We start from the raw sequence: 14,796 nt of genomic DNA, 5'->3' as shown, positions 1-14,796 counted from the left end.
TGCGGCGTGGGCATCGGCGTCAGGTGGCGGGAGCGGCCCGCGCCGGACCGCTCCCGCCGCCCACTGTGCGCCGCCCGCCGCGCGGGCCCGCTTCAGGCGCGCCACCGCGACGCCGATGTTCAGCCCTGCGGCGGCGGCTGCCCGAGGTCGGCCTCGCGCCGGGGCTCGTCCTGGAGCTGGACCCGCGCCTCGGTGCGGTGGCCGCGCTCGATGTAGTCCCGTACGACGGCCTCGACCGCGTCCTGGGGCGAACCGATCCCGGCGAGGACCATCACCTCCACCACGAGCTCGGCGTCGAGACTGATGCTGATCTTGGCTCGGCCCGGCACGGGACCCCCTCCATCCGTCCTCGGAGGAGGGACTCTAGCGGGCGCAGGCCGCGCGGCGCAGCGTCCGGACCACCCGTCCCGCGGCGCCGGAGGGTGCACCCCAGGCGCCGTCCTCGGCGGGCGCGTCCGCCCACGACGTCGGGCCGCTGCGGATCCGCCGCTCGGCGGTGGAGTGTGCATCGCCCGTCAAGGAGACGCCGGTCGAGGAAGGAGCGTGCCGCAGGTATGCCGTGCAACCACCCGCGACACGCTCCGCCCCGGGTCGGAAACTACGCGTTGGGGCGCAGGGTCCAGACGACGGTCATCTCGCCCGTCACGGCCTCGTCCTCGCGCTGGATGGCGATGGTGACGGGGAACTCCGGGCGGCCGCCCGCGTCGAGTTCGGCGACGACGTCGGCGGCCGGGCGGCCGAGGGTGGCGGTGGCCGTCACGACGCCCTTGGCGAGCTTCTTGTAGCCGATCTCCGCGCTCACCGCGAGGGGCACGGCGCGGGAGAGCTGGTCGCCGAAGGCGGCCAGGACGATCGCGCCGCTCGCGGACTCGGCGAGGGTGAACATGGCGCCGGCGTGCGGGCCGCCGAGGTGGTTGTGGAAGTCCGGCTGGTCCGGGAGCCGGACGACGGCACGCTCGGGGGTGGTCTCCAGGAACTGGAGGTTCAGGGTCTTGGCCATCGGCACGGTCGCGGCGAGCAGTTCGCCCACGTTCATCTGGTCAGCGCTCATGGGACGCGATGTTACCCGCGAGTAGTCACCCTTGGCCAGACCCGGCCGGGGGTGGCCGTGGCTCCCCGCGCGCACTCCCACTATCGTTACCGGCCATGTGGCCAGGACAGCAGCAGCCGCCCGGGGGAGAACCCAACCCCCAGGACGCGCATCAGAACCCGTACCAGCAGCAGCCGGGAACGCCGAACCCGTACCAGCAGCAGCCGCCGACGGCGGCGTACGGGGAGCAGCAGCAGCCCGGCTACGGGTACCCGCAGCAGCCCCCCGCTCCCCAGGGATGGGGCCAACAGCCCCCGACCGTTCCCGTACCCCAGTGGGGCGGCACTCCGCCGCCCCCGCCCCCGCGCGGCGGGAGCCCGTTCTCGACCAAGACCGTGGCCATCGTGGCGGCCTCGGCCGTCGTCGTGGCGGCCGCCGCCACCGGGGCGTTCGTCCTGACCCGGGACGACGACACCTCCAACCAGGCGGACGACAAGCCCAGCGCCTCCTCCTCCGCCCCGGCCTCCTCGGGTGCGCCCGCCCCGGCGAGCCCGAGCGCCAACCCGCGCGGCAACACCGAGGCCAAGCCGGTGATCCCCGGCTGGAAGGTCGTCCTCAACCCGAAGTACGGCACCGCCTTCGACGTCCCGCCGGACTGGGAGGTCAAGTCCTCGGGCCTGTCCATCGGCTTCGACGACCACAACAGCAGCGACGACAAGCCCCTGGTCATGATGGGGGCGCCCGCCATCCTCAAGGAGGACTGGTGCAAGGTCGACGCCAACAAGGACGGCAAGGAGGAGTCGACCGAGCTGGCGAGCACCGGAACCAAGGGCGGCATGGGTGCGAAGGGCACCGCCGAAGCCGCGTACAACGAGGCGGGCAACTGGGCCTTCGCCGCGTACGCGCAGAAGGCGCCGAAGGGCACCACCAAGGTGACCGAGGCGAAGGAGTACACGACCTCCTCCGGGCTCAAGGGCCACATGGCGACCGCGACCGTCAGCGGCCTGCCCAAGGAGAACAAGTGCTCCACGGACGGGAAGTCCGTGGCCTTCAGCTTCCTGACCACCAACGGTGACCTCTCCACCTGGGTCCTCTACGGCGCCGCCGGCGTCCCGGGCGAAGTGAGCAAGGAGATCTACGAGAAGATCCTGAGCAGCGTCCGCCTCCAAGCGAGCTGATCTTCCCCCGCCCCTCCCTCCCGGGCCGGAAATCCGTTTGGATTCCCGGCCCGGGACCGGGATAGTCCGGAGGTGAGTTCTTCCCCCGCCTCCTCCCCCGGTCCCGTCCGCCCCTCCTCCGCGCGCCGGAGGCCCGAGTGGGCCGGCCGCAACTACACCCTCCTGACGGGTGCCGCGGTCATCACGAACCTCGGGAGCCACGGGGCGCTCATCGCGACCGCCTTCGCGGTCGTCCAGGCGGGCGGCTCCGCCGGCGACGTCGGCCTGGTGGCCGCCGCCCGTACGCTGCCGCTCGTCCTCTTCCTGCTCATCGGCGGAGCGATCGCCGACCGGATCCCCCGCCACCACGTCATGGTCGCGGCCAACGCCCTCAACGGCGTCTCGCAGGCCGTCTTCGCCTTCCTCGTCCTGACCGGCGATCCGCAGCTGTGGCAGATGATGCTGCTCACGGCCCTGTGCGGCACCGGTACGGCCTTCTTCAACCCGGCCGCCGAAGGCATGCTCATGGCCAGCGTCTCCGGCCCGCAGGCCAACCGCGCCTTCGCCCTCTTCCGGATGGCGATGAACGGCGCCGGCGTCGGCGGAGCGGCCCTCGGCGGAGCCATGGTCGCCCTGCTGGGCCCCGGCTGGGTGCTCGCCGTGGACGCGGCCGCCTTCGCCGCCGCCGGAGCCCTACGGGCCTTCCTGGATGTCGGCCACATCGCCGAACGCGCTCCCGGCGGCGGCCTGCTGAAGGATCTACGCGAGGGCTGGGTGGAGTTCAGGAGCCGCCCCTGGCTGTGGAGCATCGTGCTCCAGTTCTCCGTCGTCGTGGCCGTGGTCGGCGCCGCCGAAGCGGTCTACGGGCCCCTGGTCGCGCTGGAGCGACTGGGCGGGGCGGCTCCGTGGGGCGTGGCCCTGGCCTTCTTCGGCCTCGGCACCATCGGCGGGGCCGTCCTGATGATGGCCTGGAAACCGCGCCGCCTGCTGCTGGCCGGCACCCTGTGCGTGTTCCCGCTGGCGCTCCCCTCCGCGGGGCTGGCGGTGCCGCTCCCGGTGTGGGGGCTGTGCGTGGTGATGTTCGTGAGCGGAGCGGCCATCGAGGTGTTCGGCGTGAGCTGGATGACGACGATGCACCAGGAGATCCCGGAGGAGATGTTCTCCCGCGTCTCCGCCTACGACTGGTTCGGCTCGCTCTCGATGCTCCCGCTGGCCACGGCGGTGGCCGGCCCGGTCGAATCCGCGATCGGCCGCACCTCCGCCCTCTGGGGCTGCGCGGCCCTGGTGGTCGTGGTGACGGCCGCCGTCCTCCTGGTCCCGGACGTCCGCCGCATGACCCGCAAACCGCACGCCGTGCACGGGCCCGGCGCCGGCGCCCCCGACCTGGCGAAGCCAGGTCCGGCCGACTCCAGCCCCGCCGACCCCAGCCCCGCCGCCGTCTGAGGCGGGGGGCGGAGCGGAGCCGCCTCAGCCGAGGCTGAACGCCCCCTCCGGCGGCTCGGGCGAAGCCACCGCATCGGCGTCGGCCACCGGCAGGGCACCCCGCATCAGCCGCGCGAGGGCCGCCCCGCTCTCCACCCGCGCGGGAAACGCGTCCCCCGCGCACACCCGCGAAAGCGGCGCCACCGGCAACTCCCGCTGCGAAGCCAGCAGCACCGCGTTCCCGAACCGCCGCCCCCGTAGCACCCCCGGCTCCGCGATCAGCGCCAACTCCCCGAAGGCCGCACCGAAGTTCGCGAGCTGCCCCCGCAGAAAGCCGAACGGCGCCCCGTCGGCGAGGTTGGCCACGTACACCCCGCCGGGCCGCAGCACCCGCGCCACCTCCCGGGCGTACTCCGCCGAGGCCAGCGAAGCGGGCACCCGGGATCCCCCGAAGACGTCCCCCACCACCACGTCAGCGCTCGCGTCCGGCGCCGCGGCCAGCCAGGCCCGCGCGTCGGCGACGTGCACCGTGATGCCGCTCCCGGCCGCGACCGGCAGGAACTCCCCGACCAGCGCGACGAGCCCGGCGTCGAACTCGACCACGTCCTGCCGCGACCCGGGCCGGCCCGCCGCCGCGTACCGCGGCAGGGTCAGCGCGCCGCCGCCCAGGTGCAGCAGGTCCAGCGCGGCCCCCGGCTCGGCCACGCAGTCCAGGACGTGCGCGAGGCGGCGTACGTACTCGAACTCCAGGTGCTCCGGGTCGTCGAGGTCCACGTACGACTGCGGCGCCCCGTCCACGGTGAGCAGCCAGGCCCGCTCGCGGTCGATGTCCGGCATCAGTTTGGCGGTGCCCTGGGCCACGTCCCGGATCACCGGGATCTGTTCGTCACTCACCGCACCATTGTCAGGCCCTCGGAGCCGCCCACACCTCGCGCGCCTGCTCCACGTGCTCCGCGGCCTGCTCCAGCCCCGCCCGCGCGGCGGGATCGCGGCGCGCGGGGTCCAGTACGTTGCGTCCGAAGACCTTACGGGCCTGCGGCGACGGGGTGATCAGCAGCACCTTCGCGCCGGCCTCCCGCAGGCGCGCGGCCTGCGCCGCGGGCGAGGGGATCAGCCCGGCGCCCGTGGCCATCGGCGCGAGGATCACCACGCGCCCGTAGCCGGAGGCGAGGTCGGCGTTGGTCGCGGAGCGGACCCCGCCGTCGACGAACCGGCGTCCGGCGACCGTCACGGGCGGCCACACCCCGGGGACGGCGCAGCTCGCCGAGACGGCGTCGACCAGCCCGGCCTCGCTCCCGCGCTCGAAGGCGGCGAGTTCGCCGGTCAGCGCGTCCACCGCCGTGACGACGAGGCGCCGCTCGGGCCAGTCGTGCGACACCAGCCGGGCTTCCAACACCTTGCGGCGCACGCCCTCCGGCTCCGTGTCGGCAGCGAGGGCGAAGGCGCCGATCCGGCGCCGGTAGGACTTCGCGTCGCGGGAGCGCACCATCGCGACGGCGTACCGCCCGATCAGGGAGGCCCCCAGCTTCGCGGGGAGTTCCCCGCCGGGGTCACCGAGCTGGCGCTCGTAGAGCTCCCGCGGGGTGAGCAGTCCGGAGGTGAGCTGCGCGCCGACGACCGAGCCCGCCGAGGTCCCGACGACGAGGTCGGCGCCCGTCAGGTCGACGCCCGCGCGGGCGAGCCCGTAGAGCATCCCGGCCTCCCAGCCGACGCCGGTCAGCCCGCCGCCGCCGAGCACCAGAGCCGTGCCCTTGCCCTCGCCGCCGCCCTCGCCGCCGCCTTCGCCCACGCTGCCGTCGTTCACGAACCGCTCCCCTCCCCGCTTGCCTGTGGTGACGGCAGTCTGGCGCAAGCCGACCACCGCCACCACAGCGGGTACCGCCGGGCCGCTACGGGCCCGCTACCCGACCTCGGTCACCGTCCCGGCCCCGACGGTGCGGCCGCCCTCGCGGATCGCGAAGCCGAGTCCGCTCTCCAGCGGGACGTCCCGCCCGAGCTCGACGGTCATGGTGACCGTGTCGCCCGGCCTCGCGGCGCCCGCCCCGCCCAGGTCCACGTTCCCCACCACGTCGGCGGTGCGGATGTAGAACTGGGGCCGGTAGCCGGTCGCCACCGGTGTGGTGCGGCCGCCCTCGCGGGCGGACAGCAGGTACACCCGCGCCGCCGTCCAGCGCCCCGAGCCCGGAGACCCGTACGACGGGGGCTCCGTCCCCGCCGTAGCCGTGAGCGGTGAGCAGCTCGCGGACCTCCAGCTCGACCAGGTCGGTGAGCTCGGGGTCCCCGGCGTCGGCCTTGTTCAGCGCGACGACGATGTGGTCGACGCCCACCTGCCGGGCGAGCAGGACGTGCTCGGCGGTTTGCGGCATGACCCCGTCGAGGGCGGAGACGACGAGGATCGCCCCGTCGAGCTGGGCCGCGCCGGTGACCATGTTCTTGATGTAGTCGGCGTGGCCCGGCATGTCCACGTGGGCGTAGTGCCGGGTGAAGGACGTCGCCGGGCGGACGGGTTGGTATGCGTCCAAGGTGTCTCGGCTCCAGAGCGGCACCACGCCCCCGAGTGACGACGACATCAGGGCGTGGTGCCGGGCCTGCGAGGCGGAAGAGCAGGCCGCCGACGTGATCGCCGCATCCCGGACGGCCGAGAACGCATACGTCGAGTGGCGGCGGTTGCAGCGCACCGGCATGCGTCGGCTCCAAGAGTCGTACGTGCCGCTGTTCGAGCGCACCAAGGCGTTCCGGGTCTACAGCTCCAACGTCATTCCGGGGCTCCTCCAGACAGGCCCGTACGTCGCCGCGCTGCTGTCGTCCATCTCTGAGTTCAGGGGTACCCGCAACGACATTGCGGAGGCCGTGGCGGCTCGCCTGGAGCGCTCCCGCGTGATCCGGGAGGGAAACCACCGGTTCTCCTTGCTGGTCGAGGAGGCGGCCCTACGGCATCGCGTCGGCGACGCAGGGACAATGGCCGGGCAGCTCGAACACCTGCTGACCGTGATGTCGTACCCGCGCGTCTCCTTCGGGGTGATCCCCTTCAGCTCCGACCGCCGCATGTGGGTGATCGAGACGTTTAGCGTCTACGACGAGGAACAGGCCCAAGTCGAGCTGCTAACCGCTCAGGTGAACGTGACAGCCCCGACTGAAGTGCGCCAGTACCTCAAGGCGTTCGGCGAGTACGCCAAGCTGGCCGTCTACGGGGCGGACGCCCGCGCGCTGATCTCCGCAGCCGCCGCCGAGCTGGAACCGGCGTAGAACTCGGTAGAATTTCCTAGGTGTTGCTCTCTGTCGATCCCTACCGTCGAGGCAGGCGGACGACGAGGGGACAGCGATATGACGGCGGGGAAGATCGCGACAGACGCAAGCCAATGGGAGTACGAGACCTTTGCGCCGAGGGGTACGAGCTGTCCGGCGTGCATGACCCCGATCGGGACGCTGCACCGCTGCAAGCGTGGCACGCTGCCGACTCCGGCGGGCCCGGTCGTCGTCTATCGGCACATTGACTGCGCCGACCCGGACGGCTCGAAACGGGCGGCGAAGAACTGACCCGCGTGCTGACCCCGGCGGAGCGCAGAGCGCGCGACCTGGTGGTCGTACCGCATCAAAACCGAGGCCGCTGACGTCGAATCAGCCCCGGCGGCCGGCCAGCCAGAAGAGGCCGCCAAGGAACCGCACTTGATGCCCTGCCGGTTCACGGGCTGCGGCTGCGAGGCGGACCCGGCCCGAACGGCCTAACAGACTCCCGTGCCTGCCTGCCAACCCCACCGGGCAGGCACGGGGCTAGACCTCCCCGACGGGTGAACTGGATTTTGTGCACCGGTTGGTCTTCGCTCACGGTGTTCAAGCCCGGGAGTCTGATCCTTCACGATACGGAATGGCACCTGGAGGTTTACGCCCGGGGCGACGCGGACGGCGACAAGGGCAGCTCCTTCATGTACGGACACTCCGAGGTCTATACGGGCCGCCTGACGTTCACCAACGGCTCTGAGGAGTACGAGGACGAGAAGGGTAAGAAGCACCTCAGGCGGATCGTTGACGAGGTGCTGATGAAGACGGCGCGCGACCTGCTCCCAGGCGGGAGAGGCTAGGGACTAAGCTGAGCGGTCCCTCCCACTTGTGAGCTGAGAGGGACCTTCCGGGGCCTGTCACTTGCGGTGCCGCATTCGTTCCACGGTCACCCGGCAGGGGTAGTCGTGCAGAGCTCGTGGTTTTTGCAGCTCATGTTGGCGCCTGCGAGGTTCGCGCCGTTGAGGTCGGCCTCGGCGAGGTCGGCGTCGGAGAGGTTGGCGTTCCTGAGATCGGCGCTGGCGAAGATGGTGTGCCGGCCCTTGATGCTGGAGAGGTTGGAGCCCTCGAAGTTTGCGCCGTTGGCGTCGGCGTTGTCGAGGACGGCGCTGAAGAGGAGGGAGCCCGTCGCCTTCACGCCTCTGAGCTTGGCGCCGGTCAGATTCACCTCGGTGAGGTTCGTGTCCGTCAGGGTGGCGTCGGTTAGGTCAGCGCTGGAGAGGTTAGCCCCCAGCAGATTCGTTCCGGCGAGGTCGGCTGAGGTGAGATCGGGCGTGACGTTGGGGTTGTCCGTACGCCACTGGTTCCACTCCGACACGCTCCTCTTGAGAAGCGCGAGCTGGTCGGCATCGGCTGCGTAGGCCGAGGGGACGGTCAGGGCGGAACCGGAGAGGATGAGCGCGGCGATCAGGGCATGGCGGACAGCGATGTTCGTTCGCATCCTGAATTCCTTTCGACTGGGTGAGGCTCACGCTTGATGAAGCGAACCAGCCCAGGAGGCCTGCCCCCGGTATGGTCCCCTCTCACCTTTGAGGGATGAGAGGCACTCTTTTGGTCGCGGCCACGGCCCCGGCTGGCACTCCTCCGCGAGTGCTCGCCGGGGCCTTTTTGCTGGTCAGGAGCATCGCGGTAGGGTACGGCTAGCGGGTCTTGCCGTGGTCGACGTGACCCATGGTGCCGATGTTGAGGTGCGGCTTGGTGCGCACGAAGGCCGTCTTGGCCATGATGTCTTCCCGTGTGATTCCGAAGCTGAAGAATGACGGGACCCCTGAGCGAACCGACCCTCCCCCTGTGGGGTCCGCCGGACGATCCGGGAAGGGTCAGCTTCGTGCGCCGCCGAATGCGGATGCGCCTGCGGCGAGCAGTGCGGGGACGGCAGCCTTCGGCGCGTCCGCGACTGCGGACGGTGCTTCGGGGAAGGTCTGCCTGGACATGGGCCCGATCCTGCCGGACCCGGGTCGGCGGGGCCAGTGAACTACTCGGCCCCGCCGGTGTTCTTGAGCGCCTCGCGCACCGAGAGCGGGGACAGCGACTCCCGCTCGGCGGTGACGAAGGCGCGTACGGCGGCGGGGTCGATCTTGGCGTACTCGCGCAGGCACCAGCCGATGGCCTTGCGGACGAAGAAGTCGGGGTGCCCGCTCTGGCGGCGGCAGTACGCGAAGAGCCGGTCGGTGTCGGTCGCGGACTTGTACCGGAGCTGGTGGAGCAGGGCGGTGCGGGCCACCCACAGGTCCTCGTCCCCGATCCACTCGTCCATGACGGCGGCGAGCGTCGGGTCCGCCGCCACGAGGGGCCCGACCGTGTGCGCGGCGAGCAGGTCGACGGTGTCCCACCAGGGGACGGTCACGATCAGGTGCCGGACCACGGGCAGGAAGCCGGAGGAGCAGCGGGAGACATGCCGGCGCAGGTAGTCGACGGCGAAGTAGCGGTACTCACGCTCCGGAAGCTCCCAGCAGCGCAGCGCGAGGGCCGCGCAGTCCGCTTCGGACGGTTTCGGGGTGCCCTTGGTCACGGCCCGGGACAGCTCGCGGCGCAGCGGGGTGGGGATACCGAGGAAGGGCGAGACGTCCTTCATGTACGCGGCCATGGGCCCGGCCCGGCCCGCGTCGGCCGCGGCGCCGTAGGACTCCGTGAGCCGCGGCATCAACAGGTCGGCCAGGTCGCTGTGCGGAACCTGCGGAGGCCGGCTGTCGTTCGACTGCATGAGGCCCAGATTACGGCGCTCGGACAGGGGGGTCGGTTAGTCTCCCGGAATGTCCCTCCTCCTGGCGCCGTGGACGCGGCTCTCGCTGCTCGTCGTGCTGCTCCTCGCGGCCGGCGTCTGCGTCGTGCTGTTCGAGCCCCAGCGTCTGCTCTCGGAGGGCTGGCCCCCGGGGCTCCCGGTGGGCACCGCCGTCCTGCTCTTCGCCGCGGCGTACGGGGTGTGCACGGCCGCCCTGGTGCCGCGCCCGCTGCTGAACCTGGCCTCGGGGGCCCTCTTCGGCTCCCAGTTCGGCCTGGTCGCCGCGGTCGGCGGCTCGGTCGTCGGCGCGGGGATCTCCTTCGGTCTCGGCCGGATGATGGGGCGTGACGCCCTGCGTCCGCTGATCCGCGGCCGCCTGCTGCAGGCGGCCGACGACCAGCTGGCCCGGCACGGCTTCCGCTCGATGCTCGCGGTGCGGATCTTCCCCGGCCTGCCCTTCGCCGTGGCCAACTACGCCGCCGCGCTGTCCCGGTGCGGCTGGCTCCCCTTCCTCCTCGCCACCGCGATCGGCGTGGTCCCGAACACCGCCGCGTACGTGATCGCGGGGGCCAGCGCCTCCTCCCCGACCTCCCCCGCGTTCCTCGCCTCGTTCGGCTTCATCGCCCTCTCCGCGGTGGGGGCGGCGGTCGTCGCCTGGCGCAAGCGGCACCGGCTGGCGCCCGTACGGAAGCCCGAGCGGCCCGTGTCCGCACGGGAACTGACGGCCGTACACCCCCCTGTGGTCACGGCCGCACCTCACGGGCCCTAGCATCGGACGCGAACTGCCCGACGATCACAAGGACGAGCGCACCCCGACATGAGCTGGTTCGAATCCCTAATCCTCGGTCTCGTCCAGGGGCTTACGGAGTTCCTCCCGATCTCCTCCAGCGCCCATCTGCGGCTGACCGCGGCGTTCGCCGGCTGGCACGATCCGGGAGCGGCCTTCACCGCCATCACGCAGATCGGCACCGAAGCCGCCGTACTGATCTACTTCCGCAAGGACATCGCGAAGATCATCTCCACGTGGTTCCGCTCGCTGTACACGAAGGCGCTGCGCTCCGAGCAGGAAGCCAAGATGGGCTGGCTGGTGATCGTCGGCTCGATCCCGATCGGTGTCCTCGGCCTCGCCTTCAAGGACCAGATCGAGGGCCCGTTCCGCGATCTGCGGCTCATCGCCACCACCCTCATCGTGATGGGCATCGTGCTCGGCATCGCCGACCGGCTGGCCGCGCGCGACGAGGAGGGCGGCCGGCACCGCGCCATCCGTGAGCGCAAGACCCTGAAGGAACTGGGCGTCAAGGACGGCCTCATCTTCGGTCTCTGCCAGGCGATGGCCCTGATCCCGGGTGTGTCCCGGTCGGGTGCCACGCTTTCCGGCGGCCTGCTGCTCGGCTTCACCCGCGAGGCCGCGGCCCGCTACTCCTTCCTCCTCGCCATCCCGGCCGTGCTGGCCTCGGGCCTGTTCGAGATCAAGGACGTGATCGAGGACCCCGGGCACATCGAATGGCCTCAGACGATCTTCGCGACGGTCGTCGCCTTCATCGTCGGCTACGTGGTCATCGCGTGGTTCATGAAGTTCATCTCCAGCAAGAGCTTCATGCCCTTCGTGATCTACCGGGTCCTGCTCGGCATCCTGCTGTTCGTGCTGATCGGCATGGGTGTGCTCAGCCCCCACGCCGGCGAGTCGGCCGGCTAGTACGGCCGCGCTCACCGCTTCGCGTGAATCGGAGGCCGCCCGGGAACGTTCCCGGGCGGCCTCCGCGTCGTTGTGGAGGGAGAGACCTGAAGACGAACAGCAGGGGGTGTCCCATGGGTCGAGTGGTGTTGGAGCGGTTTCCGGCCGGAAGTCCGAGGGGAAGTTGGCCGGCCGAGGAGTACGCGGCGCAGCGGACCCGCGAGGGCGTGCCCGCGGAGGTGGTGATGGATCTGGCGACCGACGCCTACCTCGTGGTGGTCCGTCCGCGGGAGGCGCGTTCCGGTCACTGATCGGGCGCCGGGGCATCCGGGCCGCGCACGCCCCTTGGCCTTCGCGGCCCCCGCCCCCACACTGACCCGATGACGCAGCGTGTGGACCTTGCGGGCGTGATGGACCGACTGGCGATCGACGAGCTGGTCACGGGATACGCCATCGCCGTGGACGACGGGGACTGGGACGCCTACCGCGCCCTGTTCGCCCCGGGCGGGCGGGCCGACTACGCCTCGGCCGGCGGGATCGAGGGCCCGGCCGGGGAGGTCGCGGACTGGCTCGCGGAGACGATGAAGCTGTTCCCGGTGCGCCAGCACCTGATCGTGAACCGGCTGATCCGGATCGCGGACCTGGGCGGCTCCCCCGGTGACACGGCGGAGGTCCGGGCCGACTTCCTCAATCCCATGCGGCTCGCCGGGGAGGAGCCCGACGACGGCGGGCCCCCCGTGACCGCGCCCAACTTCGTCGCGGCGGGCCGTTACACCTTCGCCGTCACCCGTACCGCCCGGTCCGGGTGGCGGCTCTCGCGGGTCACCGTCCACGAGAAGTGGCGGCACATGTCGTTCTGATGGTTCGACGGTCAGGGCTGTTCCACACTGGAAGCGGAGGCCCTTCATGATGCCGATGGTCCCGGCGGTCCCGAAGCGGGTTCCCGGGTGGCGTGCGGCGGCGGCGGTCACCTCGGGAGCCCTGCCCTGCCTCGCCTTCCCCGCCCCCGCGCTGTGGTGGTTCGCCTACGTCGCCCTGGTGCCCTGGATCCTGCTGCTGCGGTCGGCTCCCACCGGCCGGCGCGCCGCCCTGGAGGGCTGGCTCGGCGGCGCCGGCTTCGTCTTCGCCGTCCACCACTGGCTGTTGCCCAGCCTGCACGTGTTCCTCCTCGTGCTGGCTGGGCTGCTGGGCCTGCTCTGGATCCCCTGGGCCCTGCTGGTGCGGGAGTTGCTGGGCGGACGGCCCGGCGGTGTCCGGGCGGGCGCCGCGCTGGTCCTCGTACCGGCGGGCTGGCTGCTGTCGGAGCTGGCCCGGTCCTGGCAGGGGCTGGGCGGGCCGTGGGGGCTGCTCGGTGCCAGTCAGTGGCAGGTGGCGCCCGCGCTGAGGCTCGCTTCGGTGGGCGGGGTCTGGCTGGTCGGCCTGCTGGTCGTGGCGGTGAACTGTGCGGTGGCGCTGCTGCTCACGGCGCCGGGGGCGCGGGTTCCGGCGCTGGCCGGGGTGACGGGCTGCGCGGTGCTGACGGGGGTGGTGTGGCTGTGGGCGCCCCGCCCGGAGGTCTCCGGGGTGCTGCGCGTGGCCGTCGTACAGCCGGGTCCGGTCGAGGACGGCCCGGACAGCGCGGAACGGCGGTTCGCCGTCGGGGAGCAACTGACCGGGGCCCTGGCCGGACAGCCGCCCACCGGGCCCTCGACCGGGCAGCCGCCCACGGGGACCGCGGCCGGGCTCCGCCCCGACCTCGTGGTGTGGGGCGAGAGCAGTGTCGGCGAGGACCTGACGGCCCGCCCGGACCTGGCCCGGCGGCTCGCCGACCTGTCGGCGCGGGTGGGTGCTCCGCTGCTGGTCAACGTGGACGCGCGGGCCGCCGACCGGCCGGGGATCCGCAAATCGGCGGTGCTCGTGGGTCCCGCGGGCCCGACCGGTGACCGGTACGACAAGATGCGCCTGGTCCCCTTCGGGGAGTACGTGCCGGCCCGCGAGCTGCTGGGCTGGGCCACCTCGGTCGGCAAGGCGGCGGACGAGAACCGGGTCCCGGGCGACGCACCGGTCCTGATGGACCTGCCCGGCCGGGCGGACGTCCGCCTCGGCCCGCTGGTCTGCTTCGAGTCGGCGTTCCCCGACATGAGCCGCCGCCTCGTCCGCGACGGAGCCGCCGTGCTGATCGACCAGTCGGCCACGTCCACCTTCCAGGACGGCTGGGCCCCGGCCCAGCACGCCTCGCTGTCCGCGCTGCGGGCGGCGGAGACCGGGCGGCCCGAGGTGCACGCCGCGCTGACCGGGGTCAGTGCGGTGCACGGGCCGTCCGGCGAGCGGATCGGCTCCGCGCTGTCCACCTCGGCGCGGACGGCGCGGGTGTACGAGGTCCCGCTCGCCCGGGGCACGACCCTCTACGTCCGCTTCGGGGACTGGGCGGTGGGCGCGGCGCTGGTCGCCCTGGCCGCGTACTGCACGGTCGCGGGCGCCCGCTCCGCACGGCTCCGGCGGCCCCTCGGGGCGCCGGCCGGTGATCCGGCCGCCGCGCCCCTCGGGGAGTCGCTCAGGACGCCTGGTCCAGAGCCGAGCGCACGACCCGCTCGCACAGTTCGTGGGTCAGCAGCGCGTCGCGCGCGCTGAGGGTCGTGCCCGCGGCGACGGCCTCCAGGAAGGAGTCGACGACCTGCTCGATGCCGCGCTGGCGGGCCACCGACACCCAGTCCCCGCGCCGCCGGACGGTGGGCTGGCCCTTGTGGTCGATGACCTCCGCGAGGTTGACGACCTGGCGCTTGGTGTCCTGCCCGGAGACCTCCAGCACCTCCTCCGTGGAGCCGGAGAGCCGGTTCATGATGCCGAGCGCGGTGAAGCCCGTACCCGACAGCTGGAGCACCACCTGGCTCATCAGGCCGTCCCGCACCACGGCCCGTACGTCGACCTGGTCGGCCTCGCCGGGCAGCAGGAAGCGCAGCGTGTCGACGACGTGGATGAAATCGTCCAGGACGAAGGTCCGGACGTCCTCGGGCAGGCCGACCCGGTTCTTCTGCATGACGATCAGGTCGCGCGCGTGGTCGGCGCACTGCGCGTAGCCGGGCGCGTGGCGGCGGTTGAAGCCGACGGCGAGGGAGACCCCGCGTTCCTCGGCCAGTTCGACCAGGCGGCGCGATTCCGCGAGCTCGTAGGCGATCGGCTTGTCGACGTAGGTCGGCACGCCCGCTTCCAGCAGCCGTTCCACGATCTCCGGGTGAACGGCCGTCGGGGCGTGCACGAAGGCCGCGTCGAGCTTCTGCGCGATGAGGGAGTCCAGGTCGGTGTGCAGGCGTTCGGCCGGGACCCGGTGCTGGGCGCCGACCCGTTCCAGGGTGGCCGGGGTCCGTGTCTGCAGGTGCAGTTCGAGCCCCGGGCGGGTGGTCAGGACGGGCAGGTACGCCTTCTGCGCGATGTCGCCGAGTCCGATACAGCCGACCTTCACCGGGACCTCCAGGTTCGTTCCTTGTGGGAGTACGCAGCCTAATCGGTGGTGACCACGCACGGGTTCGACCAGGAT

17 protein-coding genes and 1 pseudogene are annotated in these 14,796 nt (G+C 72.2%); 9 read left to right on the top strand and 9 right to left on the bottom strand.

The genetic code is table 11. The features are described 5' to 3' along the window. Positions 1–119: 119 nt before the first annotated feature. The 3 genes from ACE1OC_RS34065 to ACE1OC_RS34055 form a co-directional block, all read right to left on the bottom strand. Positions 120–329, bottom strand: coding sequence for a DUF2191 domain-containing protein (locus ACE1OC_RS34065; RefSeq protein WP_407840198.1), 210 nt, complete (start codon positions 327–329; stop codon positions 120–122). A 34-nt stretch (positions 330–363) separates the two neighbouring features. Continuing rightward, the gene (locus ACE1OC_RS34060; protein ID WP_407840197.1) at positions 364–519 is read right to left on the bottom strand and encodes a hypothetical protein; all 156 of its coding nucleotides are present in this window, start codon (positions 517–519) and stop codon (positions 364–366) included. Between the two features lie 79 nt (positions 520–598). Next, complete coding sequence (locus ACE1OC_RS34055; RefSeq protein ID WP_407840196.1) at positions 599–1,051, bottom strand: DUF4442 domain-containing protein; 453 nt, start codon at positions 1,049–1,051, stop codon at positions 599–601. Between the two features lie 95 nt (positions 1,052–1,146). Here ACE1OC_RS34055 and ACE1OC_RS34050 point away from each other — a divergent pair, with 95 nt between their 5' ends. Further along, positions 1,147–2,208 (top strand): hypothetical protein, encoded by a 1,062-nt coding sequence (locus tag ACE1OC_RS34050; RefSeq protein ID WP_407840195.1) that lies wholly within the window; start codon positions 1,147–1,149, stop codon positions 2,206–2,208. Between the two features lie 72 nt (positions 2,209–2,280). Next, the gene (locus tag ACE1OC_RS34045) at positions 2,281–3,630 is read left to right on the top strand and encodes an MFS transporter (protein ID WP_407840194.1); all 1,350 of its coding nucleotides are present in this window, start codon (positions 2,281–2,283) and stop codon (positions 3,628–3,630) included. Positions 3,631–3,654: 24 nt separating this feature from the next. On the opposite strand, the gene ACE1OC_RS34040 is transcribed toward ACE1OC_RS34045, so the two are convergent. From ACE1OC_RS34040 to ACE1OC_RS34030, 3 genes and pseudogenes are all read right to left on the bottom strand, one after another. After that, the gene (locus tag ACE1OC_RS34040) at positions 3,655–4,446 is read right to left on the bottom strand and encodes a spermidine synthase (protein WP_407841768.1); all 792 of its coding nucleotides are present in this window, start codon (positions 4,444–4,446) and stop codon (positions 3,655–3,657) included. A gap of 67 nt (positions 4,447–4,513) precedes the next feature. After that, complete coding sequence (locus ACE1OC_RS34035; protein ID WP_407840193.1) at positions 4,514–5,413, bottom strand: patatin-like phospholipase family protein; 900 nt, start codon at positions 5,411–5,413, stop codon at positions 4,514–4,516. 96 nt (positions 5,414–5,509) lie between these two features. Beyond that, positions 5,510–6,092 (bottom strand): annotated as a pseudogene (locus ACE1OC_RS34030) (GTP-binding protein); the annotation flags it as partial. A 40-nt stretch (positions 6,093–6,132) separates the two neighbouring features. On the opposite strand from ACE1OC_RS34030, the gene ACE1OC_RS34025 reads away from it, so the two are divergent. Then, positions 6,133–6,855 (top strand): DUF5753 domain-containing protein, encoded by a 723-nt coding sequence (locus ACE1OC_RS34025; protein ID WP_407840192.1) that lies wholly within the window; start codon positions 6,133–6,135, stop codon positions 6,853–6,855. A 581-nt stretch (positions 6,856–7,436) separates the two neighbouring features. Beyond that, positions 7,437–7,688 carry a hypothetical protein gene (locus tag ACE1OC_RS34020; protein WP_407840191.1) on the top strand — a complete coding sequence of 84 codons (252 nt, stop codon included), beginning with the start codon at positions 7,437–7,439 and terminating at the stop codon, positions 7,686–7,688. An 86-nt stretch (positions 7,689–7,774) separates the two neighbouring features. Here ACE1OC_RS34020 and ACE1OC_RS34015 read toward each other — a convergent pair whose 3' ends face one another. Next, a complete protein-coding gene (locus ACE1OC_RS34015) occupies positions 7,775–8,326 on the bottom strand; it encodes a pentapeptide repeat-containing protein (protein ID WP_407840190.1) in 552 nt (183 codons plus the stop codon). A gap of 534 nt (positions 8,327–8,860) precedes the next feature. Further along, positions 8,861–9,589, bottom strand: a complete 729-nt coding sequence (locus ACE1OC_RS34010; protein WP_407840189.1) for a DNA alkylation repair protein — start codon at positions 9,587–9,589, stop codon at positions 8,861–8,863. Positions 9,590–9,638: 49 nt separating this feature from the next. Between ACE1OC_RS34010 and ACE1OC_RS34005 the strand changes: the two genes are divergently transcribed. From ACE1OC_RS34005 to lnt, 5 genes are all read left to right on the top strand, one after another. Further along, positions 9,639–10,376, top strand: coding sequence for a TVP38/TMEM64 family protein (locus ACE1OC_RS34005; RefSeq protein WP_407840188.1), 738 nt, complete (start codon positions 9,639–9,641; stop codon positions 10,374–10,376). 48 nt (positions 10,377–10,424) lie between these two features. Next, positions 10,425–11,303 carry an undecaprenyl-diphosphate phosphatase gene (locus ACE1OC_RS34000; RefSeq protein WP_407840187.1) on the top strand — a complete coding sequence of 293 codons (879 nt, stop codon included), beginning with the start codon at positions 10,425–10,427 and terminating at the stop codon, positions 11,301–11,303. Positions 11,304–11,416: 113 nt separating this feature from the next. After that, positions 11,417–11,593 (top strand): hypothetical protein, encoded by a 177-nt coding sequence (locus tag ACE1OC_RS33995; protein ID WP_407840186.1) that lies wholly within the window; start codon positions 11,417–11,419, stop codon positions 11,591–11,593. Between the two features lie 69 nt (positions 11,594–11,662). After that, positions 11,663–12,142: a nuclear transport factor 2 family protein gene (locus tag ACE1OC_RS33990; protein ID WP_351440471.1), complete on the top strand. Its 480-nt coding sequence runs from the start codon at positions 11,663–11,665 to the stop codon at positions 12,140–12,142. A 46-nt stretch (positions 12,143–12,188) separates the two neighbouring features. Then, positions 12,189–13,892, top strand: coding sequence for an apolipoprotein N-acyltransferase (gene lnt, locus ACE1OC_RS33985; protein WP_407840185.1), 1,704 nt, complete (start codon positions 12,189–12,191; stop codon positions 13,890–13,892). Here the strand turns inward: lnt and ACE1OC_RS33980 are convergent. Continuing rightward, positions 13,816–14,721 carry a Gfo/Idh/MocA family protein gene (locus tag ACE1OC_RS33980; RefSeq protein WP_407840184.1) on the bottom strand — a complete coding sequence of 302 codons (906 nt, stop codon included), beginning with the start codon at positions 14,719–14,721 and terminating at the stop codon, positions 13,816–13,818. The genes lnt and ACE1OC_RS33980 overlap by 77 nt on opposite strands. Positions 14,722–14,796 lie beyond the last annotated feature (75 nt).

Origin of the sequence: Streptomyces stoeckheimensis (assembly GCF_045822005.1) — a bacterium.
GTDB classification, from domain to species: Bacteria; Actinomycetota; Actinomycetes; order Streptomycetales; family Streptomycetaceae; genus Streptomyces; species Streptomyces stoeckheimensis.
Note: the sequence above shows the minus strand (reverse complement) of the source record. Positions and strands in the feature narration are given on the sequence as shown.

What these genes read in the sequence shown, in the direction of transcription:
- ACE1OC_RS34055 (WP_407840196.1), bottom strand. Translation starts at nt 1,051, where the DNA reads ATGAGCGCTGACCAGATGAACGTGGGCGAACTGCTCGCCGCGACCGTG.
- ACE1OC_RS34050 (WP_407840195.1), top strand. Translation starts at nt 1,147, where the DNA reads ATGTGGCCAGGACAGCAGCAGCCGCCCGGGGGAGAACCCAACCCCCAG.
- ACE1OC_RS34040 (WP_407841768.1), bottom strand. Translation starts at nt 4,446, where the DNA reads ATGCCGGACATCGACCGCGAGCGGGCCTGGCTGCTCACCGTGGACGGG.
- ACE1OC_RS34015 (WP_407840190.1), bottom strand. Translation starts at nt 8,326, where the DNA reads ATGCGAACGAACATCGCTGTCCGCCATGCCCTGATCGCCGCGCTCATC.
- ACE1OC_RS34010 (WP_407840189.1), bottom strand. Translation starts at nt 9,589, where the DNA reads ATGCAGTCGAACGACAGCCGGCCTCCGCAGGTTCCGCACAGCGACCTG.
- ACE1OC_RS34005 (WP_407840188.1), top strand. Translation starts at nt 9,639, where the DNA reads ATGTCCCTCCTCCTGGCGCCGTGGACGCGGCTCTCGCTGCTCGTCGTG.
- ACE1OC_RS34000 (WP_407840187.1), top strand. Translation starts at nt 10,425, where the DNA reads ATGAGCTGGTTCGAATCCCTAATCCTCGGTCTCGTCCAGGGGCTTACG.
- ACE1OC_RS33995 (WP_407840186.1), top strand. Translation starts at nt 11,417, where the DNA reads ATGGGTCGAGTGGTGTTGGAGCGGTTTCCGGCCGGAAGTCCGAGGGGA.
- ACE1OC_RS33990 (WP_351440471.1), top strand. Translation starts at nt 11,663, where the DNA reads ATGACGCAGCGTGTGGACCTTGCGGGCGTGATGGACCGACTGGCGATC.
- lnt (WP_407840185.1), top strand. Translation starts at nt 12,189, where the DNA reads ATGATGCCGATGGTCCCGGCGGTCCCGAAGCGGGTTCCCGGGTGGCGT.